Source organism: Streptomyces sp. NEAU-W12 (assembly GCF_026242095.1).
In the GTDB taxonomy this organism is placed as follows: Bacteria; Actinomycetota; Actinomycetes; order Streptomycetales; family Streptomycetaceae; genus Streptomyces.
Window position 1 is genome coordinate 220,634 of record NZ_JAPJDM010000012.1, and the last position, 20,349, is coordinate 240,982.

Consider the following 20,349-nt stretch of genomic DNA (forward strand, 5'->3'; position numbering starts at 1 on the left):
CGTTCCCATGGCCACCAGAACCGACGCCCCGACCCGCCGCGAGCAGATCCTCAGGGAGGCCGCGAGGCTGTTCGCCGAGCGCGGCTTCCACGGAGTCGGGGTCGACGAGATAGGCGCCGCCGTCGGCATCAGCGGGCCCGGCCTGTACCGGCACTTCGCGGGCAAGGACGCGATGCTCTCGGAGCTGCTCGTGGGCATCAGCGGGCAGCTGCTCACCGGTGCGAGACGACGGCTGAAGGAGGTCGACGGGGCGGCTCCCGAGGGGGTCCTGGACTCGCTGATCGAGGGCCACATCGACTTCGCGCTCGACGACCGGCCCCTCATCACCCTGCACGACCGTGAGCTGGACCGCCTCCGGGACACCGACCGCAAGCTGGTGCGGCAGCTGCAGCGGCAGTACGTCGAGCTGTGGGTCGAGGTGGTGCGCGCGCTCTACCCGGACCTGACCGAAGCTGCCGCGCGCTCGGCCGTGCACTCCGTGTTCGGGCTGCTCAACTCCACCCCGCACCTCACCCGGCCCGGTTCCCTGCCGGGCCGCGCCACGACGGCGGCCCTCCTGCACCGGATGGCCCGCGGCGCCTTCGCCGCGGCGGGCACGGCCTGACGCCGGCGCACGTGACGAGCGTTACGCGGACGGCGGTCTGGACGGCTTTGGCTACCCACCGGTACGGTTGAGACCCTGAGCAAGCGCTTAGCCGCACGGGGCCGCAACCATCCGTTGAGGAACCCCCACGGCGGGCAACCACGTACGCGAGAGCGGCGCCGGTTCAGGCGCAAGGAAAGGTGGAGGCGTGCGCCGTACGGTTTTCAACGAGGACCACGAGGCTTTCCGGGAGACCATCCGCGACTTCATCGAGGCCGAGGTCGTCCCGGTCTACGACGAGTGGTTCGCGGCGGGCCAGGCGCCCCGTGACTTCTACTACAAGCTCGGCGAGCTGGGCATCTTCGGGATCAACGTGCCCGAGGAGTTCGGCGGCGCGGGCCTGGACAGCCACAAGTTCGAGGCGGTCCTCTACGAGGAGACCGCTCGCGCGGGCGTGCAGTTCGGCGGCTCCGGCGTGCACGTGCTGCTCGCCCTGCCCTACATCAAGATGCTCGCCACCGACGAGCAGAAGAAGCGCTACCTGCCCAAGTTCGCCACCGGCGAGGAGATGTGGGCCATCGCGATGACCGAGCCGGGCACCGGCTCCGACCTCGCGGGCATGAAGACCACCGCCAAGCCGAGCGCGGACGGCACGCACTACGTCCTCAACGGGGCCAAGACCTTCATCACCGGCGGCGTCCACGCCGACAAGGTGATCGTCTGCGCCCGCACCGCCGCGCCGACCGCGGAGGACCGCCGCCACGGCATCTCCCTGTTCGCCGTCGACACCAGGTCCGAGGGCTACTCCGTCGGCCGCAAGCTCGACAAGCTCGGTCTGAGGACCTCCGACACCGCCGAGCTGGCGTTCGTCGACGTCCAGGTCCCCGTCGAGGACCTCCTCGGCGAGGAGAACAAGGGCTTCTCCTACCTCGGCCACAACCTGGCCTCCGAGCGCTGGGGCATCGCCTTCGGCGCCTACGCGCAGGCCAAGGCCGCCGTCCGGTTCGCCAAGCAGTACGTGCAGGAGCGCACCGTCTTCGGCAAGCCGGTCGCCCACTTCCAGAACACCAAGTTCGAGCTGGCCGCCTGCCAGGCCGAGGTGGACGCCGCCGAGGCCGTCGCCGACCGCGCCACCGAGGCCCTCGACGCGGGCGAACTCACCCCCGCCGAGGCCGCCTCCGCCAAGCTGTTCTGCACCGAGGTCGCGCACCGCGTCATCGACCGCTGTCTCCAGCTGCACGGCGGCTACGGCTACATGAACGAGTACCCGATAGCCCGCCTGTACGCGGACAACCGCGTCAACCGCATCTACGGCGGCACCAGCGAGATCATGAAGACGATCATCGCCAAGGACATGGGCCTGTAAGGCCACCGACATCCCTGGCCTCTACAAGTACCGGTACAACTGACCCCATGAGCCAGGCACTTCAGGAACTCCTCGATCTGCTCGACCTCGAGCAGATCGAGGAGAACATCTTCCGCGGCCAGTCCCGCTTCGCCGTCGTCCCCCGCGTCTTCGGCGGGCAGGTCGCCGCGCAGGCGCTGGTCGCCGCCGGGCGGACCGTCCCCGCGGACCGGCCCGCCCACTCCCTGCACGCGTACTTCCTGCGCCCCGGCGACGCCGGCGCGCCGATCGTCTACACCGTCGACCGGATCCGCGACGGCCGTTCCTTCACCACCCGCCGCGTCGTCGCGGTCCAGCACGGCAAGCCGGTCTTCCACCTCTCGGCGTCCTTCCAGACGCACGAGGAAGGCCTGGAACACCAGGAGCCGATGCCGTCCGCACCCGACCCGGCCACCCTGCCCACCTCCGAGGCACGGCTGCGCGACTACGGGCATCTCGCCCCCGACGTCGTCGAGCGCTTCCTGGAGGCCCGCAGGGCCGTGGACCTGCGCTACGTCGACGAGCCGCCCTACGGCCGCTTCGGCGAGCCCCGCGCCCCCCACTCCCAGGTGTGGTTCCGCACCAACGGCAAGCTGGCCGACGACCCCCTGCTGCACGTCGTCCTCGCCACCTACGTCTCCGACATGACGCTGCTGGACTCGGTCCTGCTCGCCCACGGCCGCGGCGGCTGGGCGGTGGGGGACGTGGTCGGGGCCTCCCTCGACCACGCGATGTGGTTCCACCGCCCGTTCCGCGCGGACGAATGGCTGCTGTACGACCAGCAGTCCCCGTCCGCGCACGGCGGCCGGGGCCTCGGCCAGGCCCGCATCTACACCCAGGACGGACGCCTCGCGGTCTCGGTCATCCAGGAGGGCCTGGTCCGCGTCCCCCGCGAGGAGCCCGCACCGGCGTCCTAGCGGGCGCCCTGCTCCAGCCCCGCCTCCGCCAGCAGGTACGCCGTCATCGGGTCGTAGTGGCGGGGGCTGACCACGTGGTCGTCGAGGGGGACCGTCACCTGGACGGTGCCCTCCGCCTCGGCCAGGAACAGCGCCGGGTCGTTGCAGTCCGCGTAGCCGACGGAGTCGACTCCGTGCTGCCCGGCGTAGCCCGCCCAGCCGTGGTCGGCGACCACCAGGTCCGGCAGCGGGCGGCCCTCGCGCTCCAGGGCGGTGAGAACGGCCTTCATCGGCTCACCGGAGTGCGTGTGCCACAACGTGGCACCGTGCTCCAGCACCGCCACGTCCGCGAACTGCATCACATAGCCCTCGTCCGTGGCCAGCCCGTCCGGGATCACCACGATCTCGCAGCCGGCGGCGCGCAGCGCGGCGGCCGTGGCCCGGTGCACGTCGAGCAGCCCGCCGGGGTGACCGGTGGCCAGCAGCACCCGCTGCTGCCCGTCCGCCGCCTTGCGCAGCCGCCCCGCCATCCGCTCCAGGCCGGCCACGGTCAGCTCGGGATCGATGGTGTCCTGGCCGTACCGGTGCTCGGCGTCGTCGCTGACGCCGACCCGCTCCGCCATCACCGCGAGCACGTCCTGCTCGTCGCTCCAGCGGTCGCCGAGCTCCAGGCCGAGCCAGTAGTGGCGGTCGCCGTTCGCCAGCTTGCGGTAGTGGGAGAGGTTGTTCTCGCGCGGGGTGGCGACGTCGCCCGCGATACGGGTGGCGGCGAGGTGGAGGAGGAGTTCGGCGCGGCTGGGCGTCCCGGATATCGGCATGCCTCCCATTGTGGAGCAGCCGGGGCCGGGCGTACCCGGCGTATTACCCGCTGGGACGTGCGTCACGTACTCGGACGGCCTCCGTACGCGTACTCACCGTGGCCGTGTCCCCGGAGGGACGGCCCCGGGGGCCGGCGGGATGGACGTTTCCTCCATGTCCGTCGTCCGAAGTGGATGAAACGTACACTTTGCAGCCCGCTTTCCGGCCGCCTAACGTCGCTGGCAGTGAGGCCGGGCCAGGGCCCCGGCGTCAGTGGAGTCATGCGAGCAGGCCATGGCCACGCGACGAAGCGCAGGAAAGAAGGCAGTACCCATGAGCAGCAACGAGACGCCCCGCGGGCCCGTCGACTCGTCCCGCGTCCCCCGGTACGCGGGCCCCGCGACCTTCGCCCGGCTGCCCCGGCTCGACGAGGTCGGCCGCACCGACATCGCCGTGGTGGGCGTGCCGTTCGACTCGGGCGTCTCCTACCGGCCGGGCGCCCGGTTCGGCGGCAACGCCATCCGGGAGGCGTCCCGGCTGCTGCGCCCCTACAACCCCGCGCAGGACGCCTCCCCCTTCGCCCTCGCCCAGGTCGCGGACGGCGGCGACATCGCCGTCAACCCGTTCGACATCAACGAGGCCGTCGAGACCGTCGAGGCCGCCGCCGACGACCTGCTCGGCACCGGAGCCCGCCTGATGACCCTCGGCGGCGACCACACCATCGCGCTGCCGCTGCTGCGCTCGGTCGCGAAGAGGCACGGCCCGGTCGCCCTGCTCCACTTCGACGCCCACCTGGACACCTGGGACACCTACTTCGGCGCCGAGTACACGCACGGCACCCCGTTCCGCCGGGCCGTGGAGGAGGGCGTCCTCGACACCGAGGCCCTCTCCCACGTCGGCATCCGCGGCCCGCTCTACGGCCGGCAGGACCTCACCGACGACGAGAAGATGGGCTTCGGCATCGTCACCTCGGCGGACGTCTACCGCCGGGGCGCCGACGAGGTCGCCGACCAGCTGCGGCAGCGCATCGGCGACCGCCCGCTGTACATCTCCATCGACATCGACTGCCTGGACCCGGCGCACGCCCCCGGCACCGGAACCCCCGAGGCCGGCGGCCTGACCTCCCGCGAACTGCTCGAGATCCTGCGCGGGCTGTCCTCCTGCCGCCTGGTCTCGGCCGACCTCGTCGAGGTGGCCCCCGCGTACGATCACGCGGAGATCACCTCGGTCGCCGCCTCCCACACGGCGTACGAGCTGACCACGATCATGGCCCGCCAGATCGCCGGGGCCCGCGAGGAGAACGAGAGCAAGTGACCCACGACCACGACCTGGTGCTCCGCCCGACCGCAGGACAGACAAAGGCCGCGCTGAACCCTCCCGGCGGCCGCACCGGCGGCGACCTGGTCGTGGAAACCCTGGCCGGCCTCGGCGCGACCACCGTCTTCGGGCTGCCCGGCCAGCACGCGCTCGGCGTCTTCGACGCCCTGCGCCGTTCGGACCTCCGGTACGTCGGGCTGCGGGTGGAGAACAACGCCGCCTTCGCGGCGGACGCGTACGGCCGCGTCACCGGCGAGGCGGCCCCGCTGCTGCTGTCGACCGGACCGGGCGCGCTGACCGCGCTGCCCGCGCTCCAGGAGGCCGCCGCCGCCTCCGCCCCCGTACTGGCGATCGGCAGCCAGGTGCCGACGGCGGGACTGGGCGGCGGCCGCCACGGCTACCTGCACGAACTGCCCGACCAGGCCGCCTCGTTCCGGGGCGTGGTCAAGTCCGTCCACACCGCGCGCACCGCGTCCCAGATCCCGTCGGCGGTCACCGGGGCCTGGAAGTCGGCGCTGACGGTGCCGCACGGCCCCGTGTGGGTGGAGATCCCGCAGGACGTGCTGGCGGCCCCGACGTCCCTCCCGGTCGTGACGGCCATGGACGCCACCCCCGACGAACTGCCCCCGCGCCCCGAGCTGACGGCGGTGGCCGCCCACTGGCTGACGCACGCGGAACGCCCCGCGATCATCGCGGGCGGGGGAGTGATCCGTTCCGACGCCTCGGGCAAGCTCCGCAAGCTCGCCGAACGCCTCCGGGCGCCGGTCGTCACCACCCCCGGCGGCAAGGGCGCCTTCCCCTGGACGCACCCTCTGTCGTTGCAGTCCTGGCTGGAGGACCGCCACACGACGGACTTCCTCCAGGACGCCGACGTGCTCCTGGTCGTGGGCTCGGGACTGGGCGAACTCTCCTCGAACTACCACACGTTCACGCCGCGCGGCCGGATCGTCCAGATCGAGGCCGACCTCGGCAAGCTGGAGTCCAACCACCCCGCGCTCGGTATCCACGCGGACGCCCGCCTCGCCCTCCAGGCCCTGCTGGAGACGGTGGAGCCGCGCGAGGACGAGGCGGCGCCGGAGCGCGTGCGCACACTGTTGTCGAAGGTCGCCGAACGCATCGCGTCCCAGGGACTGACCCTGGAACAGGAGGTGCTGGCGTCGGTCCGCCGCGCCCTGCCCGCAGACTCGCCCTCCTTCTGGGACATGACGATCCTGGCCTACTGGGCCTGGTCCGCCTTCGACGCCAAGGGACCCAACCACCTGCACTCCGCCCAGGGCGCCGGCGGCCTCGGCTACGGCCTCCCGGCCGCCCTCGGCGCGGCGGTCGCCGACCCCACCCGCCCGGTCCTCGCGGTCTCCGGGGACGGCGGCGCCCTGTACTCCGTCGCCGAACTGGCCACCGCCCGCCAGTACGACCTCGACGTCACCTGGCTGATCGTCGACGACGGCGGCTACGGCATCCTGCGCGCGTACATGACCGACGCCTACGGCGAGGCCACGGCGACCGACCTGACCGGCCCGGACTTCGTGGCCCTGGCGCAGTCCTTCGGCGTCCCGGGCGTGCGGACCACCCCCGACACCCTGGAGCACGACCTCTCCCGGGCCCTGAACACGCCGGGCCCGTCGGTGGTCGTCCTCCCCGCGGTCCTGCGGATGTTCGCACCCACCCACCTGGACCGGGCGCCTGCCGGCCGAACTCCCTGCTAGACTGTGCGAGTTGGCCTCCGGCGCCCAGCGGGCGCGTACGGAGGCTTTTTCATGCCCTCCGACGACGCCTCCGCGCCCCCTTCCGCACGCACTCCCGCTCCCACCGGGACTCCCCCCACCGGGGCTCCCCCCACCGGCTACCGCGCCCTGCTCCGCAACCGTGAGTTCGCCGGCCTGTACGTCAGTTTCACGCTGACGGTCGCCGCGAGCACCCTGTCGGGCTTCGCGCTCGGCACGCTGGTCCACGACAGGACCGGGTCCCCGTTCCTGACCGCCGTGAGCATGTACGGCGCCACGTTCGCCACGGTGCTCGGCGCGCTGACCCTGATGTCGGTCGCGGACGGGCACCGCCCGCGCCGGACCCTCGTCACGCTCCAGTGCCTCTCCCTGGCGGGCGTCGCCGCGCAGGCGGTCCCGGGGCTGCCCCTGGCCACCCGGTTCGGCCTGCTCCTGGTGCTGGGGTTCTTCCACTCCCTCGGCACCGGAACGCGGTTGGGGCTGCTCGCCGAAGTCGTCCCCGCCTCCACGTACGCGTTGGCACGGTCGCTGATGAACATCACCTCGGGCGGCACGGCCGTCCTCGGCTTCGCCGCCGGCGCGGTCCTGCTCCGCCACCTGAGCCCGCACGAGGTCTTCGCCGTCGCCGCCGCCCTGACCGCACTCGGGCTCGTCACCGTGGCGGCCACCGTCCGGGAGCACTCGGCCCGCACGGCCGATCCCGCCGGTCCGGCCCGTCGCCCCGGACCGCGCCGGACCTGGGCGGCCAACGTCGAACTCCTCTCCCACCCCGGCAGGCGGGCGCTGCTGCTGAACCTGTGGGTCCCCAACGGCCTGATCGTCGGCTGCGAGGCCCTGCTCATCTCCTACGACCCCGAGCACGCCGGCGTCCTCCTGGCCGCCGGCTCGGCCGGCATGCTGCTCGGGGACCTGGCGGTCGGCCGACTGCTCACCGCCGACCGGCGACGCCGCTGCGCCTTCGCCCTGCGGCTGCTGCTCGCCGTGCCCTACCTGCTGTTCGCCGCCGCCCCGCCCCCGTGGGCGGCGGCGGTCGCGGTGTTCGTGGCCGGCGCCGGGTTCGCCGCCACCCTGCCGCTCCAGGAGCAGCTGCTCGCGCTGACCCCGGACCCGGTCCGCGGCCAGGTCCAGGGCGTCGAGTCCGCCGGCCGGATGACCTGGCAGGGCATCGGAGCCGCGCTCGCCGGCGCCGTCGCCCTGTACCTCGCCCCCGGCACCACGATCACCGCCCTGGCCGCCCTCTCCGTCGCCGTCACCGTCCTCTCCCGGCCCTTCGTGGTCCGCGCCCGGCCGCCCCGGGGCGAGAAGCCGATCGAGTAGAGCCGGCCCGCGCGTGGTGGGCGGCCGGTGGACCGTGATGGGATGGCAGCGTGAGCCGCGCCGCCGAGGAGACCAACCGCCGCATGCTCCGGGCGCGGGACGCGATGGACCGTGACTACGCGCAGCCGATGGACGTCCCCGCCCTGGCGCGCATCGCGCACGTGTCACCGGCGCACTTCACTCGGACCTTCCGGGCCGCGTTCGGTGAGACACCGCACCGCTACCTCCAGCGCCGCCGGGTGGAACGGGCGATGTTCCTGCTGCGGGAGACCGGCCGCAGCGTGACGGACATCGGCTTCGAGGTCGGCTTCGGCAGCCCGGGAACCTTCAGCCGCACGTTCCGCGACATCGTCGGCCGGTCACCACGCACGTACCGCAAGGAGGCGATGGCCGTGGGCGTGCCGACGTGCTTCACGATGGCGTGGACCCGACCGAGTACCTGACCTTCCGGCAGGTGTCCGGCGGCCGGCAACCGAGCAGTTCCGGATAAGTTTCCGTCCGGCCGGCTCGATAGCGTGAGCGTCATGTTCAACGCCATCACGCAGTCACAGATATACGTCCTCGACCAGGACCTGGCCCTCGACTTCTACGCCGGCACGCTCGGTCTGGAGGTCACCGCGGACATCGACATGGGCTTCATGCGCTGGCTGACCGTCAGCGTCCCCGGCCACCCCGAGCGGCAGATCCTCCTGGAGAAGCCGGGCGCTCCGGCGATGTCGGAGGAGACGGCGGAGCAGGTACGCGAGCTGGTGACCAAGGGCGCCATGGGCGGTTGGCTCGTCCTCACCACGGACGACTGCCGCAGGACCTACGAGAGGCTGCTGGAGAAGGGCGTGGAGTTCACCGAGGAACCCACCGAGCGCCCGTACGGAATCGACTGCGGCCTGCGCGACCCCTTCGGCAACCGCATCCGCTTCACCCAGCCGAAGGCCTGAGACGTTCCGGGCGGATGCCGGGCGGGCCGGGACGGGCTCACCCGCTCCGCGACGCACCTGCGCGGAGCGGACGGCCGGTGCCCGTCGCCGCCCGTGCCGGGGACCGCCCGCCACCGGATCGCCTCGAGCGGCGAGCGGCTCCTCGACCCGGCGCAGGTGTGGCTGACGGAGAAGGACAAGGACGGGGCGACCGGGCTGTACCCGCTCACCGATGCGGGGCCGGGCGAGGACGAGGACCTCACGCAGTTCTATCTCGCCGGGGTCTTCGGCGGGGTTCCGGCCCTCCTGGAGGGGCAGATCGCGCAGCTGCTGCTGGTGGCGCACGAGGCCGGCGCGTACGACGGCGAGCGAGCGGACGGGGCGGGGCGCGACTGATGGGGCGGGCGCAGAAGGGCAGGGACTCGTGGGAGCGTCCGGCCCGGCGGGGCGGGCAGCGCAGGCGTCAGGTCTTCATCTTCACCGAGGGCAAGGTGACCGAGCCCTCATATCTCGACATCCTCAGGGACCAGGGCGTCCCGCTCGCCGACGAGGTCCCGGTGGAGATGCACATCGCCAACCGCAGGGCGGACAGCGGGCGCAAGCCGCTCGACCTCGTCGAGCAGGCGATCAGGCTGAAGCGTGAAGAGGACCGCAAGGCGAAGCGGGCCAAGCTGGAGGCTGAGTACCTGCCTCAGTTCTGGTGCCTCTTCGACCACGACAACTACAAGTACGTCCGCGACGCACTGGATCAGAAGGCGCTGCACATCGACACGTACTGACCCCTCTCGGCCTCGCCGAGCTTGCGAAGCTGCGTCGACTCAAGCAAGGGCTTGTGGACGACTTGCTGTCTGGGCAGGTTGCGGTACCTGTTGCGGCGGCCTGAGCGGGGGGACGTCCGGCCCGCGCCACAAGGCGGGCCGGACGAATCGTCGCGGTGAGTAGTCAGATGGAAAGGTGTCCGTTCTTGACCCCTGCAACGAACGACGCCCACCCGTCCGACGGGAAGACCAGTGCGGGCCCCTCGGGGGCCTTGGAGTCGCGGACGGGGACGCCCGTGGGGTAGTTGTCCAGGACTTCCAGGCAGCTGCCGCCCTGGTCGTTGCTGTGGGAGGACTTCCGCCAGCCCCTCAGCGCCCCTGCGTTCGGTATCGCTCGGTCAGCCATGATGTTCGTAGTCCCTTGCTGTTGCCCTGAGCAGAGCCAGTGATTCCCTGAGCGGCAGAGCGTTGCCCAGTGCGAAATCGTAGCGATGCTGCAGCTCCTGAACCACAGATGGACTGTCGTGGATCTTCCCCATATACAGGCCTTCGCTATAGGCCACAGGCGGCTGATCCTCGAACCACATCAGCGTGAGCATGTTGCTCATGAGGGGATGCATGCCCAACGTGAACGGTAGAAGGTGCAGTTGGATCCGTTCGGCCTCGGCGAGTCTGATGAGGTGGTTGATCTGCTCCGCCATGACTTCCGGGTCGCCGATCCGGCGTCGTAGCACCGCCTCATCCAGTAGCGCCCACACTACGGGTGCCACTGGGTCGGCAAGGATCTTTGCGCGTTCCAGGCGTGTGACAAGGCGTCTGTCACGTTCTTGTTCACTCGCCGGAGGGAACGGCATGCTCAGAACCGCACGCGCGTACCCTTCCGTCTGGAGGATGCCAGGGATGAACGACAGGGCGAACTCCCTGATCATGGTCGCCTGTCGTTCGAGTTGAAGGGCCGCCTCGAAGTACTCGGCGACTGAGCTGTCGTCGTCCGGCAGGAAGCTGCTGAGTACATCGCCCGTGTTCAGCGCCCTGTCGAGGCGTCTCGCGTCCTCCTTGGACGGGGTGCGCCGGCCTGCTTCGATGTGCGCGATGTGCGAACGCGTCATGACGGCGGCCGTGGCCAGTTCCTGCTGCGTCAGCCCGGCCGCCTCGCGTTGCGCCTTCAACCACTCCCCATAGATGTTGCTCATCGCCAACTCCCATGTGACGGATGCGTTGTCACATCCGACCCTCTGGCGAGCCTAGCCCGGCCCGTCCCACTCTGTGAGTGGGTCGCTACACAGCGACGTCCATGCACGTCGACCTGCCCTCGGGCACGGAAGACCCCCGCGACCGCTACCGACGGCCCGGGGGCATGGCCCTCAACCGCATCGGAGTTGAAGACGTGTTGCACCGTATCGCCCGCCTCGTCGAGCCGCTGCTGCGGCTCCTGTGGCCCGCCTCCGGGCGCCACCGGCACCGGAACCGGCACCGCGCCGGGGGAGTGGCGCGGCCCACCCCCGTACCGGCCGGCCCCGTCGCACCCGGCCGCCACCCCTCCCCGCACGAAGTCCTCCTCCACGGCGAGGACTCCCGGCTCGTCCGCCCCTACCTCCTCGCCCACGAACAGCGCGCGCAGGCCAGGCAGCAGCGCACCCGACGCCGTACCCTCTGGCTCGCCGTGCACGGCATCGACGTAGGGCCACGGCGCATCCACGGTGTCGACGTCGGCTCGCGCCGATTCCGGGGCAACGAGGCGGCTGTCTCGTGATCTACAAGAGCCACGACGGCGCCGCCACGGCCGGCCGGCCCCGCCTCCTCCCCTGGTCCAACCTCGACGGCAACCCCTGTTACCTCGTCACCGACGGCACCGGCACGGGCCGTCTTGCACGCCTCGCCGACGACGTCGAGGCCGTCCAGCTCGGCATGGCCGACGACCTTCTCGGCCACGCCGTCGATCTCCTGGGTGACGGCAAAGCCACCGCGCCTCAACTCCGTTACCTCGCGGCGTGCTTGGCCGAGGCGCTCCATGACGTGCATCGCATCGCCCGCAGCAGGGGAGCGCGTCTTCCCGTGCCCCACGATGACGAAGCCTCCCACGTCACCCCTGAAGAGGCCCCCGGCGTCTGACCCGCCCCCTCCGCCGAGCGTGCGGACGTACCGGAACGACGCCCCGTACGTCCGCACGCTCAGCCGTGTCCTGATCCGCTTCACCCGGCCGAAGGTCTGAGTTCGTCCGGACAACCGCAGGCAGGCGCGGGATGGTTGCGGGCGGGCGCGGGCAGTGAGCGGGCGGTGAAGGCTCCCTGATTCGGGCGTTGATGCGGGCGGTTCCGCCCGGGGAGAAGCTCTCAGCCGTACGACATGCCTACGACGCAAGGTGGTTGCCCCTGTGAGGCTGTTCCGCGCGCCCCTCGCCCTGGCTGCCGGCGCCCGTCGCTGTCGCCGAGGCGTCGGAGACGGGCTCCCCGTACGACGGGATGGACGTGCACGGCCTGCGCGTCGCCATCCTCCGGCTGCTGGCTGATCCCGGCAGTGGTAAGCGGGTGATCCGGGAGGCGAACCAGCTCCTCTACAACGGCGCCGTGGAGGAGGTGCGGGCCTGGCTCGGGACGGGGTACCGCCTTGCTCGGTTCGAGGGCGACCGTGTTGCCGTCTTCCGGCTCCTCGCCGACCCCGGGTATCAGTGACGCCCTGCGCGCAGCGGCGGAAGCGGCTCCGGACGAACGCACCCCGGACGCCCTGCGGTACTTCCTCGAGGTCGGACGGTGCGAGGCCGACTGGTAGGGCGGGCGTCCGGGCGGGCGTCCGGGCAGACAGGCGGGGCTGCCGGGGTGGTGCCGTGGTGCTCGGGGGCTGTCGCCGGGCACCACGGGCGTCGCGGGGCCCTACCAGATCGCCTCGACCCACTCCGGGTGGTCGATGAACGGGTTGCGGTTGTGCTGGTAGGAGTCGTAGATGACCTGGTTGCGGCGCTCCTCGAAGGCGTCCGGCGGGTCCTGCTCGTTCCAGGCCTTCAGTACGGAGAGCCTGCCCATGTAGGGGGCGCTGCCGTTGTTGACGTTGCCGTTGACCTCCAGGTCGGCCCAGCCGTCGCCGCCCTCGTAGCGGACCGCCATGTAGAAGATCATGCGGGCCACGTCGCCCTTGACGGCGTCGCGGGGCTCGAAGGAGTCGGAGTCGGTGAGGCTGCCGCCGCCGCCCGAGACGGCGCTGCCGCCGTTGTCGAAGTCCTTGTTGCCGCGGATGCTGTTGACCCGGACGTCCGTCGGGCGCAGGTGGTGGATGTCGGTGCCGGGGCCGGTGGAGGTGCCGAAGTCGCCGTGGGACTTGGCCCACACGTGCTCGCGGTTCCAGTCGCCGGTGTCGCCGCCGTTGAGGGACTTGCTGCGGGAGAGGCCCGAGTACAGCAGGACCACGTTGTTGCTGTTGCGGGGGTCCTGGTCGGTGGCCTTCAGCGCGTTCCAGACGCCCGAGTAGGACAGCTTCGTCTGGCTGCTGATGATCGTGTGCAGCGAGGACTTCAGAGCGGTCCCCGTCTTGCCGACCGCGTTCTTGTAGTACGTCGAGTCGTAGGACGTGGTCGTGGCGGTGGCGGTGGCGGTGGCGGGGGCTGTGGCCGTGGCGGGGGTCGCGGTGAGGGCGGGGACGGCCAGGGCGGTGAGCGCGGCGGCCGTGGCGAACGCCAGCGCCTTGCGGCGCCGGGTGCGCATGCGTATCGCGAGCATGTGGGGGCGTCCGATCTACGCGGGTTGAATCAGGGTGCTCGCATCGTGACATGGACATGAGGTCACGGGAATGTACGTGACGTGTCGATTGCGTGACGTCCTTCTGGAGGAGCGCCCCGTTCCGTGGCCACGGGCCCGGGCGCGACGGGACCCGGGACGCCCGGGATGCCCGGGCGCACCGGGGCCGCCGGTCCGCCCCGTCCGTCACCCCGCCGGGGGCGGCCGCCCCGCAGGGGGCGGAGGGATGAAATCCGGCTCGGTGGGCGTTGGTGTCTTCCGGTAGATCAGGACGGTCCGATCAGGACGGTCCGATCGGGACGACCGGAGGGGACCCGCGTGGCACCGCAGCAGGGATGGGCACGACGACTGGGCACGTACGCGTGGCGTCATCCGGGGGACGTCGTGCTGGCCCTGGGCTCGTCCCTCGGCGGCATGGCCGTGATGGCGCTGGTCCCGCTGTTCACCAAGGTGATCATCGACGACGTGATCGGCGACCACACCCGCGCCATGGCCCCCTGGGCGGGCGCACTGATCGGTGCCGCGGTCGTCGTCTACGTCCTCACGTACATCCGCCGCTACTACGGCGGGCGGCTCGCCCTGCACGTCCAGCACGACCTGCGGACCGACATGTACGGGACGATCACCCGGCTCGACGGCCGCCGTCAGGACGAGCTGTCCACCGGACAGGTCGTCGGGCGGGCCACCAGCGACCTCCAGCTGATCCAGGGCCTGCTCTTCATGCTGCCGATGACCATCGGCAACATCCTGCTGTTCCTGATCTCGCTCGGGATCATGGCGTCGCTGTCGCTGCCGCTCACGGCCGTCGCCGTCGCCGTCGCCCCCGCCCTGTGGTGGATCGCCAGGCGCAGCCGCACCCGGCTGCACCCGTCCACCTGGTACGCGCAGGCCCAGGCGGCCGCCGTCGCCGGCGTGGTCGACGGCGCCGTCGGCGGTGTCCGCGTGGTGAAGGGCTTCGGGCAGGAGGAGCAGGAGACGGGCAAGCTCCGCGAGGTCGGCCGCCGGCTGTTCGCGGGGCGGCTGCGCACCGTCAAACTGAACTCCCGGTACACCCCGGCCCTCCAGGCCGTCCCCGCCCTCGGCCAGGTCGCGATGCTCGCGCTCGGCGGCTGGCTCGCCGTGCGCGGCCACATCACGCTGGGCACGTTCGTCGCCTTCTCCACCTACCTCGCCCAGCTGGTCGGCCCGGTCAGGATGCTCGCCGTCGTGCTGACCGTCGGGCAGCAGGCACGGGCCGCCACCGAGCGCGTCCTGGAACTGATCGACACCGAGCCGTTCCTCACCGACGGCACCAAGGAGCTCCCCGCCGACGCCCCCGCGACCGTCGAGTTCGACGACGTCTCCTTCGGCTACGACCCCGCCCGCCCGGTCCTCGACGGTCTGTCCTTCGAGATCCGGCCCGGCGAGACCCTCGCCGTCGTCGGCGCCTCCGGCTCCGGGAAGTCCACCGTCTCGCTGCTCCTGCCGCGCTTCTACGACGTCACCGGCGGCGCCGTCCTCGTCGGCGGGCACGACGTGCGCGAGCTGACCGCCGAGTCGCTGCGGGCCGCGATCGGACTGGTCCCGGAGGACTCCTTCCTCTTCTCCGACACCGTGCGGGCCAACATCGCGTACGGCCGCCCGGACGCGACCGGGGAACAGATCGTGGCCGCCGCCCGCGCCGCCCAGGCCGACCGGTTCATCACGGAACTGCCCGACGGCTACGACACCACCGTCGGCGAGCACGGACTGACCCTCTCCGGCGGCCAGCGCCAGCGCGTCGCGCTCGCCCGCGCCCTCCTCACCGACCCGCGCCTGCTGGTGCTCGACGACGCCACCTCCGCCGTGGACGCCCGCGTCGAGCACGAGATCCACGAGGCGCTGGCCGAGGTCATGCGCGGCCGCACCACCCTGCTGATCGCGCACCGCCGCTCCACCCTGAACCTCGCCGACCGCATCGCCGTCCTCGACGGCGGCCGGCTCGCCGACATAGGCACCCACGACGAGCTGCAGCGGCGCTCCGCCCTCTACCGCCGGCTGCTCACCGACCCCGACGAACTGGGCGGCGTCTCCCCGGGCCACCACCCGGCCGTCGCCCTCCACGAGGACGACACCGCCGGCACCGCGGTCCGCGCGGAGCTGGACGCCGAGTTCGACGCCGAACGCGGGGTCACCCCCCGCCTGTGGACCGGCGACCGCGAGCCCAAGGACACCGCCCTGGCCGGCAGCCCGGCCACCCCGGAACTGCTCGCCCAGGTCGCGGCGCTGCCCCCGGCCGACGACGTCCCCGACGTCGACGAGCGCCGGGCCGTGCAGCCGGAGGAGTCCTACGGGCTGCGCCGCCTCCTGCGCGGCTTCCGCACACCCCTGCTCATCAGCCTCGGCCTCGTCGCCGTGGACGCCGGCGCGGGCCTGCTGCTGCCGGTGCTGATCCGGAACGGCATCGACGACGGCGTCACCCGGGCCGCCCTCGGCGCGGTCTGGGCGGCGGCCCTGCTCGGCCTGCTCGCGGTGGTCGTCCAGTGGGCGGCGCAGACCGGCGAGATCCGGATGACCGGACGCACCGGCGAACGCGTGCTGTACGCGCTGCGGCTGAAGATCTTCGCCCAGCTCCAGCGGCTCGGCCTCGACTACTACGAGCGCGAGCTGACCGGCCGGATCATGACCCGGATGACCACCGACGTCGACGCGCTGTCGACGTTCCTGCAGACGGGCCTGGTCACCGCCTTCGTCTCGGTGGTCACCTTCTTCGGCATCATGGCCGCCCTGCTCGTGATCGACGTCCAGCTCGCCCTGGTCGTCTTCGCCACGCTGCCCCCGCTGGTCATCGCCACGTACTTCTTCCGCCGGGCCAGCGTGAAGGCGTACGAGCTGGCCCGGGAGCGGGTGTCGGTGGTCAACGCCGACCTCCAGGAGTCGGTGTCCGGGCTGCGGATCGTGCAGGCCTTCGGGCGCGAGCGGGAGGGCAACCGGCGCTTCGCGGCGCGCAGCGACGGCTACCGGGCCGCCCGCATCCGGGGCCAGTGGCTGATCTCGGTGTACTTCCCGTTCGTGCAGTTCCTGGCGTCGTCGGCAGCGGTGGCGGTCCTCGTCGTGGGCGGGATCAGGGTCGACGACGGGACGCTGACGACGGGCGCGCTGGTCGCGTACCTGCTCTACATCGACCTGTTCTTCGCCCCGGTGCAGCAGCTCTCCCAGGTCTTCGACGGCTACCAGCAGGCGTCCGTCTCCCTGGGCCGCATCCAGGAACTGCTGCGGGAGCCGACGTCCACCCGGGACGCCGCGAAGCCCCTCGGCGTGCCCTCGCTGCGCGGCCGGGTCGCCTTCGAGGACGTGCGCTTCGCCTACGGGGACGAGGAGGAGGCGCTCGGCGGCATCGACCTGGACATCCCCGCCGGGCAGACCGTGGCGTTCGTCGGCGAGACCGGGGCGGGGAAGTCCACCCTGGTCAAGCTGGTGGCCCGGTTCTACGACCCGACCGGGGGCAGGGTCACCGTCGACGGCACCGACCTCAGGGACCTCGACATCACCGCGTACCGGCGTCGGCTCGGCGTGGTCCCGCAGGAGGCCTACCTCTTCCCGGGCACGATCCGCGACGCCATCGCCTACGGCCGCCCCGACGCCACCGACGCCGAGGTCGAGGCGGCGGCCCGCGCGGTCGGGGCGCACGAGATGATCGCCACGCTGGAGGACGGCTACCTGCACGAGGTCGCCGAGCGCGGCCGCAACCTCTCCGCCGGCCAGCGCCAGCTGATCGCGCTGGCCCGCGCCGAACTCGTCGACCCGGACGTCCTGCTGCTCGACGAGGCCACGGCCGCGCTCGACCTGGCCACCGAGGCCCAGGTGAACCGGGCGACGGACCGGCTGGCGGGACGGCGCACCACGCTGGTGGTCGCGCACCGGCTGACCACCGCGGCCCGCGCCGACCGGGTCGTCGTCATGGACCACGGCCGGGTCGCCGAGGACGGCACGCACGACGAGCTGCTGGCCCGCGACGGGAAGTACGCCGCGCTGTGGCGGACCTTCGTCGGGCAGGCCGAACCGGAGGAGCCGGTCGGCGCGGGACGGTGAGCCCGCGGGGGGCGGGCGCGGGGCCGCGGAGCCGGGGAGGAAGGCGGGTGGGCAACCATCCGGGGTACGCCGTGCGTCCGTACACCCGTACGTCGTCGGTCGCGGCACATGCGGTGCGGTACGGGGAGGAACGGCAGTGGGAAGTGGAGCGATACACCGGCGGCTCGCGCTCGGCCTGGCGGTGCTGACCGCGGCGGGGCTGCTGGTGGTCGCCGCGCCGGCCGACGCACAGGCCGCCGCGCACTGCCCCGGACGCAAGATGCGCACCCTGCCGTTCTCCACCGGCTCGGTCGTCGTCTACAAGCGCGGCGGCTACCTCTGCGCCGTCACCCTCGCCAGGAAGCCCGGCACCGAGCGGAAGATGTCGGTGAGCATCCGGGCGCGCGGCGGCCGTCCGGTGGTCGACGAGGGCCGCTACAAGCGGCACGCCGGCCCGGTCACCGTGCACGCCGGACGCCGCTGCGTCTGGGTGAAGGGCAGGGTGGCCGGCGGATCGGTCAGCTCCGGCTGGATCCTGTGCTGAGCGCGCTCCCGGACCCGAGCCGCGATTTCTGTCCGGCGTAAGGCCTTTGCCCTCTTCTGCGCAGAGGGTTATCCCCATGTCCCCTGGTGCTCGGGCGAGTTGGTCGGTTAGCTTCCGGCCACATCTGTTCGACAGGGGAGTGTGCATGCGCAAGGCGCTCAGATGGCTGCTGACGCTCACGATGCTGATCGGCACGGTGAGCGCGGCGAGTGCGGCCACCGCCGCCGAGACCGACGTCACCGCCGGCACCGACATCAAGGAGAGACTGCTCTCCGTCCCGGGCATGAGCCTTCTCGAGGAGAAGCCGTACACCGGGTACCGCTTCTTCGTCCTCGAGTACACCCAGCCGGTCGACCACCGCAGGCCCTCCCGGGGCACCTTCCAGCAGCGGATCACCGTGCTGCACAAGGACGTGGCGCGGCCGACCGTCTTCTTCACCGGCGGCTACAACGTCTCGACGACGCCCCGCCGCAGCGAGCCGACCCAGATCGTGGACGGCAACCAGGTCTCCATGGAGTACCGCTTCTTCACCCCGTCCCGCCCGGACCCGGCCGACTGGTCCACGCTGGACATCTGGCAGGCCGCCAGCGACCAGCACCGCATCCACCGGGCGCTGGAGGGGATCTACCCGAAGAAGTGGATCTCCACCGGCGGCTCCAAGGGCGGCATGACCGCCACGTACTACGAGCGCTTCTACCCGCGTGACATGGACGGCGTCGTCGCCTACGTCGCCCCCAACGACGTGGTGAACAAGGAGGACTCCGCCTACGACCGCTTCTTCCGGGAGGTCGGCACCGAGGAGTGCCGCACCCGCCTGAACGGCGTGCAGCGCGAGGCACTGGTGCGCCGCGAGGCGCTGAGCCGCAAGTACGAGGCCCTCGCCGCCAAGAACGGCTACACCTTCGACACCATCGGCAGCCTGGACAGGGCGTACGAGGCGGTCGTCCTCGACTACGTGTGGGGCTTCTGGCAGTACGGCAGCGTGGCGGACTGCGCGCAGATCCCGGCGGACGCCGAGAACGCCACCGACGACGAGATCTGGACCTCGGTCGACACGATCTCCGGCTTCTCGTTCTACACGGACCAGGGCCTGTCCCCGTACACGCCGTACTACTACCAGGCCGGCACGCAGCTCGGCGCGCCGACGATCCGCTTCCCGCACATCGAGAAGAAGTACGTCCGCTACGGCTACCAGCCGCCGCGCCACTTCGTGCCCCGTTCGATCCCGATGACGTTCGACCGCCGGGCCATGCGGGACGTCGACACCTGGGTGCGGCACAACGCCCGGCGGATGCTGTTCGTCTACGGCGAGAACGACCCGTGGGGCGCCGAACCCTTCCGGATCGGCAGGGGCGCGCGCGACTCGTACGTCATGACCGCCCCCGGCATGAACCACGGTGCCGACGTGGCCGGTCTGGTCGACGAGGAGAGGGCGCTCGCCACGGCCCGCATCCTCGACTGGGCGGGCGTGGCGCCGGACGCGGTCAAGGCCGACCCGGCCGGGGCGAAGCCGCTGGCGAAGTTCGACCGGAAGCTGGACGTGCGGGACATCGAGCGGGAACCCGCGCTGCACCGCTAGGGCGTGGGCGGCGACGGCTCACACCGGGCGGGCGCAGCCCACCGGTGAACCGCCGCCGAGCCGCACGTAGAGGGTCGTGGGCGCCGGGCCCGCGGGCCGGGCGGCCACCGCCCGCCGCACCCCCGAATCCCGCGCCGGGTGCCCCCGCCCGTCGCAGGCCGTCTCGCGGACCCGCCCGTCGTCCAGGCCGCGGACGCAGTCGCCGACGATGGTGCGCGGCCCGCCCCCGCCGCCGGGATCGCCCGGGTGAGGGGGCTGGAGGTTGCGCATGCAGGCGTAGCCGCGCGGCACCGCCCCGTCGCCGTCCTCGTCGGACACGGGGCGCTGCTCGCCGATGTGCAGGACGAAGTCCGTGGTGGCGGGGCAGCGCGGCCCGTCCCGGACGGTCCCGTCGTGGCGGGCGACCACCCGGGCCGCCGCTCGCTCGCTCGTGCACGGCACCTCGGTGAAACTGGTCCGGCCGAACGAACTGCACTCGTCGATCGCGAGGAACACCGCCCCGTACCCGAAGGGCCGGGTCGGCGCCGGTGACACCGTCGCCGACCGCCGTCCGTCCGGGCGGCCGTCCTTCTCGGCGCCGCCCGGCGCGCTCTGGCAGCCGGCCGACAGGGCCGCGGCCAGCACGGAGAGCGCGCACACCGCACCCAGGGAACTTCTCACGTGCGTCACCCTCCCCCGGACACCCCCGTCCAGGGGGGCCCCCCCCCCCGGGGGCCCCCCCCCCCCCCGGGGGGGGGGGGCCCCGGGGGGGGGGGGGGGGGGGGGGGTGGGGGGGCGG

Annotated in this window: 21 protein-coding genes; 16 read left to right on the forward strand and 5 right to left on the reverse strand. The window is 72.2% G+C overall.

What is annotated here, in order from left to right:
* Positions 1-7 precede the first annotated feature (7 nt).
* The 3 genes from ORI94_RS17580 to tesB all read left to right on the forward strand — a co-directional run bounded on the left by ORI94_RS17580 (position 8) and on the right by tesB (position 2,884).
* The gene (locus tag ORI94_RS17580) at positions 8-604 is read left to right on the forward strand and encodes a TetR/AcrR family transcriptional regulator (RefSeq protein WP_266076370.1); all 597 of its coding nucleotides are present in this window, start codon (positions 8-10) and stop codon (positions 602-604) included.
* A gap of 187 nt (positions 605-791) precedes the next feature.
* Positions 792-1,949 (forward strand): acyl-CoA dehydrogenase family protein, encoded by a 1,158-nt coding sequence (locus ORI94_RS17585; RefSeq protein WP_266076372.1) that lies wholly within the window; start codon positions 792-794, stop codon positions 1,947-1,949.
* 47 nt (positions 1,950-1,996) lie between these two features.
* A complete protein-coding gene (tesB, locus tag ORI94_RS17590) occupies positions 1,997-2,884 on the forward strand; it encodes an acyl-CoA thioesterase II (protein WP_266076374.1) in 888 nt (295 codons plus the stop codon).
* Here tesB and ORI94_RS17595 read toward each other — a convergent pair.
* Positions 2,881-3,681, reverse strand: a complete 801-nt coding sequence (locus ORI94_RS17595) for a phosphatase (RefSeq protein WP_266076377.1) — start codon at positions 3,679-3,681, stop codon at positions 2,881-2,883. The two genes, tesB and ORI94_RS17595, sit on opposite strands and share 4 nt — an antisense overlap.
* 313 nt (positions 3,682-3,994) lie before the next feature.
* Here ORI94_RS17595 and speB point away from each other — a divergent pair, with 313 nt between their 5' ends.
* The 7 genes from speB to ORI94_RS17630 all read left to right on the forward strand — a co-directional run bounded on the left by speB (position 3,995) and on the right by ORI94_RS17630 (position 9,712).
* Positions 3,995-4,975 carry an agmatinase gene (gene speB / locus ORI94_RS17600; protein WP_042170967.1) on the forward strand — a complete coding sequence of 327 codons (981 nt, stop codon included), beginning with the start codon at positions 3,995-3,997 and terminating at the stop codon, positions 4,973-4,975.
* Positions 4,972-6,684, forward strand: a complete 1,713-nt coding sequence (locus tag ORI94_RS17605; protein WP_266076380.1) for a thiamine pyrophosphate-binding protein — start codon at positions 4,972-4,974, stop codon at positions 6,682-6,684. The genes speB and ORI94_RS17605 overlap by 4 nt, the downstream gene beginning before the upstream one ends.
* A gap of 51 nt (positions 6,685-6,735) precedes the next feature.
* Positions 6,736-8,019 (forward strand): MFS transporter, encoded by a 1,284-nt coding sequence (locus ORI94_RS17610; protein WP_266076383.1) that lies wholly within the window; start codon positions 6,736-6,738, stop codon positions 8,017-8,019.
* Between the two features lie 50 nt (positions 8,020-8,069).
* Positions 8,070-8,462, forward strand: a complete 393-nt coding sequence (locus ORI94_RS17615; RefSeq protein WP_266076386.1) for a helix-turn-helix domain-containing protein — start codon at positions 8,070-8,072, stop codon at positions 8,460-8,462.
* Between the two features lie 81 nt (positions 8,463-8,543).
* On the forward strand, positions 8,544-8,954 hold the full coding sequence (locus ORI94_RS17620; RefSeq protein WP_266076388.1) for a VOC family protein: 411 nt from the start codon (positions 8,544-8,546) through the stop codon (positions 8,952-8,954).
* Positions 8,955-9,047: 93 nt separating this feature from the next.
* The gene (locus tag ORI94_RS17625; protein WP_266076391.1) at positions 9,048-9,329 is read left to right on the forward strand and encodes a hypothetical protein; all 282 of its coding nucleotides are present in this window, start codon (positions 9,048-9,050) and stop codon (positions 9,327-9,329) included.
* Positions 9,329-9,712, forward strand: coding sequence for an RloB family protein (locus ORI94_RS17630; RefSeq protein WP_266076393.1), 384 nt, complete (start codon positions 9,329-9,331; stop codon positions 9,710-9,712). Before ORI94_RS17625 ends, ORI94_RS17630 begins: the two co-directional genes overlap by 1 nt.
* A 163-nt stretch (positions 9,713-9,875) precedes the next feature.
* On the opposite strand, the gene ORI94_RS17635 is transcribed toward ORI94_RS17630, so the two are convergent.
* A complete protein-coding gene (locus ORI94_RS17635; protein ID WP_266076395.1) occupies positions 9,876-10,097 on the reverse strand; it encodes a DUF397 domain-containing protein in 222 nt (73 codons plus the stop codon).
* A complete protein-coding gene (locus ORI94_RS17640; RefSeq protein ID WP_266076398.1) occupies positions 10,090-10,884 on the reverse strand; it encodes a helix-turn-helix domain-containing protein in 795 nt (264 codons plus the stop codon). Before ORI94_RS17640 ends, ORI94_RS17635 begins: the two co-directional genes overlap by 8 nt.
* A gap of 77 nt (positions 10,885-10,961) precedes the next feature.
* On the opposite strand from ORI94_RS17640, the gene ORI94_RS17645 reads away from it, so the two are divergent.
* The 3 genes from ORI94_RS17645 (at position 10,962) to ORI94_RS17655 (ending at position 12,363) form a co-directional block, all read left to right on the forward strand.
* Positions 10,962-11,444, forward strand: coding sequence for a hypothetical protein (locus tag ORI94_RS17645; protein WP_266076401.1), 483 nt, complete (start codon positions 10,962-10,964; stop codon positions 11,442-11,444).
* Positions 11,441-11,803, forward strand: coding sequence for a hypothetical protein (locus ORI94_RS17650; RefSeq protein ID WP_266076404.1), 363 nt, complete (start codon positions 11,441-11,443; stop codon positions 11,801-11,803). Before ORI94_RS17645 ends, ORI94_RS17650 begins: the two co-directional genes overlap by 4 nt.
* Before the next feature lie 350 nt (positions 11,804-12,153).
* Positions 12,154-12,363 (forward strand): hypothetical protein, encoded by a 210-nt coding sequence (locus ORI94_RS17655; RefSeq protein WP_416237836.1) that lies wholly within the window; start codon positions 12,154-12,156, stop codon positions 12,361-12,363.
* Between the two features lie 198 nt (positions 12,364-12,561).
* Here the strand turns inward: ORI94_RS17655 and ORI94_RS17660 are convergent, their stop codons facing one another.
* Positions 12,562-13,401, reverse strand: coding sequence for an endonuclease I family protein (locus tag ORI94_RS17660; protein WP_266076407.1), 840 nt, complete (start codon positions 13,399-13,401; stop codon positions 12,562-12,564).
* Positions 13,402-13,737: 336 nt separating this feature from the next.
* On the opposite strand from ORI94_RS17660, the gene ORI94_RS17665 reads away from it, so the two are divergent.
* From ORI94_RS17665 to ORI94_RS17675, 3 genes are all read left to right on the forward strand, one after another.
* Positions 13,738-17,469, forward strand: a complete 3,732-nt coding sequence (locus tag ORI94_RS17665; RefSeq protein ID WP_266076409.1) for an ABC transporter ATP-binding protein — start codon at positions 13,738-13,740, stop codon at positions 17,467-17,469.
* A gap of 136 nt (positions 17,470-17,605) precedes the next feature.
* Positions 17,606-17,992, forward strand: a complete 387-nt coding sequence (locus ORI94_RS17670) for a hypothetical protein (protein ID WP_266076411.1) — start codon at positions 17,606-17,608, stop codon at positions 17,990-17,992.
* A gap of 145 nt (positions 17,993-18,137) precedes the next feature.
* The gene (locus ORI94_RS17675) at positions 18,138-19,571 is read left to right on the forward strand and encodes a S28 family serine protease (RefSeq protein ID WP_266076415.1); all 1,434 of its coding nucleotides are present in this window, start codon (positions 18,138-18,140) and stop codon (positions 19,569-19,571) included.
* Positions 19,572-19,589: 18 nt separating this feature from the next.
* Here the strand turns inward: ORI94_RS17675 and ORI94_RS17680 are convergent, their stop codons facing one another.
* Positions 19,590-20,231, reverse strand: coding sequence for a hypothetical protein (locus ORI94_RS17680; RefSeq protein ID WP_266076417.1), 642 nt, complete (start codon positions 20,229-20,231; stop codon positions 19,590-19,592).
* Between the last annotated feature and the right edge of the window lie 118 nt (positions 20,232-20,349).

What these genes read in the sequence shown, in the direction of transcription:
- ORI94_RS17580 (WP_266076370.1), top strand. Translation starts at nt 8, where the DNA reads ATGGCCACCAGAACCGACGCCCCGACCCGCCGCGAGCAGATCCTCAGG.
- tesB (WP_266076374.1), top strand. Translation starts at nt 1,997, where the DNA reads ATGAGCCAGGCACTTCAGGAACTCCTCGATCTGCTCGACCTCGAGCAG.
- ORI94_RS17595 (WP_266076377.1), bottom strand. Translation starts at nt 3,681, where the DNA reads ATGCCGATATCCGGGACGCCCAGCCGCGCCGAACTCCTCCTCCACCTC.
- speB (WP_042170967.1), top strand. Translation starts at nt 3,995, where the DNA reads ATGAGCAGCAACGAGACGCCCCGCGGGCCCGTCGACTCGTCCCGCGTC.
- ORI94_RS17610 (WP_266076383.1), top strand. Translation starts at nt 6,736, where the DNA reads ATGCCCTCCGACGACGCCTCCGCGCCCCCTTCCGCACGCACTCCCGCT.
- ORI94_RS17620 (WP_266076388.1), top strand. Translation starts at nt 8,544, where the DNA reads ATGTTCAACGCCATCACGCAGTCACAGATATACGTCCTCGACCAGGAC.
- ORI94_RS17630 (WP_266076393.1), top strand. Translation starts at nt 9,329, where the DNA reads ATGGGGCGGGCGCAGAAGGGCAGGGACTCGTGGGAGCGTCCGGCCCGG.
- ORI94_RS17635 (WP_266076395.1), bottom strand. Translation starts at nt 10,097, where the DNA reads ATGGCTGACCGAGCGATACCGAACGCAGGGGCGCTGAGGGGCTGGCGG.
- ORI94_RS17640 (WP_266076398.1), bottom strand. Translation starts at nt 10,884, where the DNA reads ATGAGCAACATCTATGGGGAGTGGTTGAAGGCGCAACGCGAGGCGGCC.
- ORI94_RS17655 (WP_416237836.1), top strand. Translation starts at nt 12,154, where the DNA reads ATGGACGTGCACGGCCTGCGCGTCGCCATCCTCCGGCTGCTGGCTGAT.
- ORI94_RS17660 (WP_266076407.1), bottom strand. Translation starts at nt 13,401, where the DNA reads ATGCTCGCGATACGCATGCGCACCCGGCGCCGCAAGGCGCTGGCGTTC.
- ORI94_RS17675 (WP_266076415.1), top strand. Translation starts at nt 18,138, where the DNA reads ATGCGCAAGGCGCTCAGATGGCTGCTGACGCTCACGATGCTGATCGGC.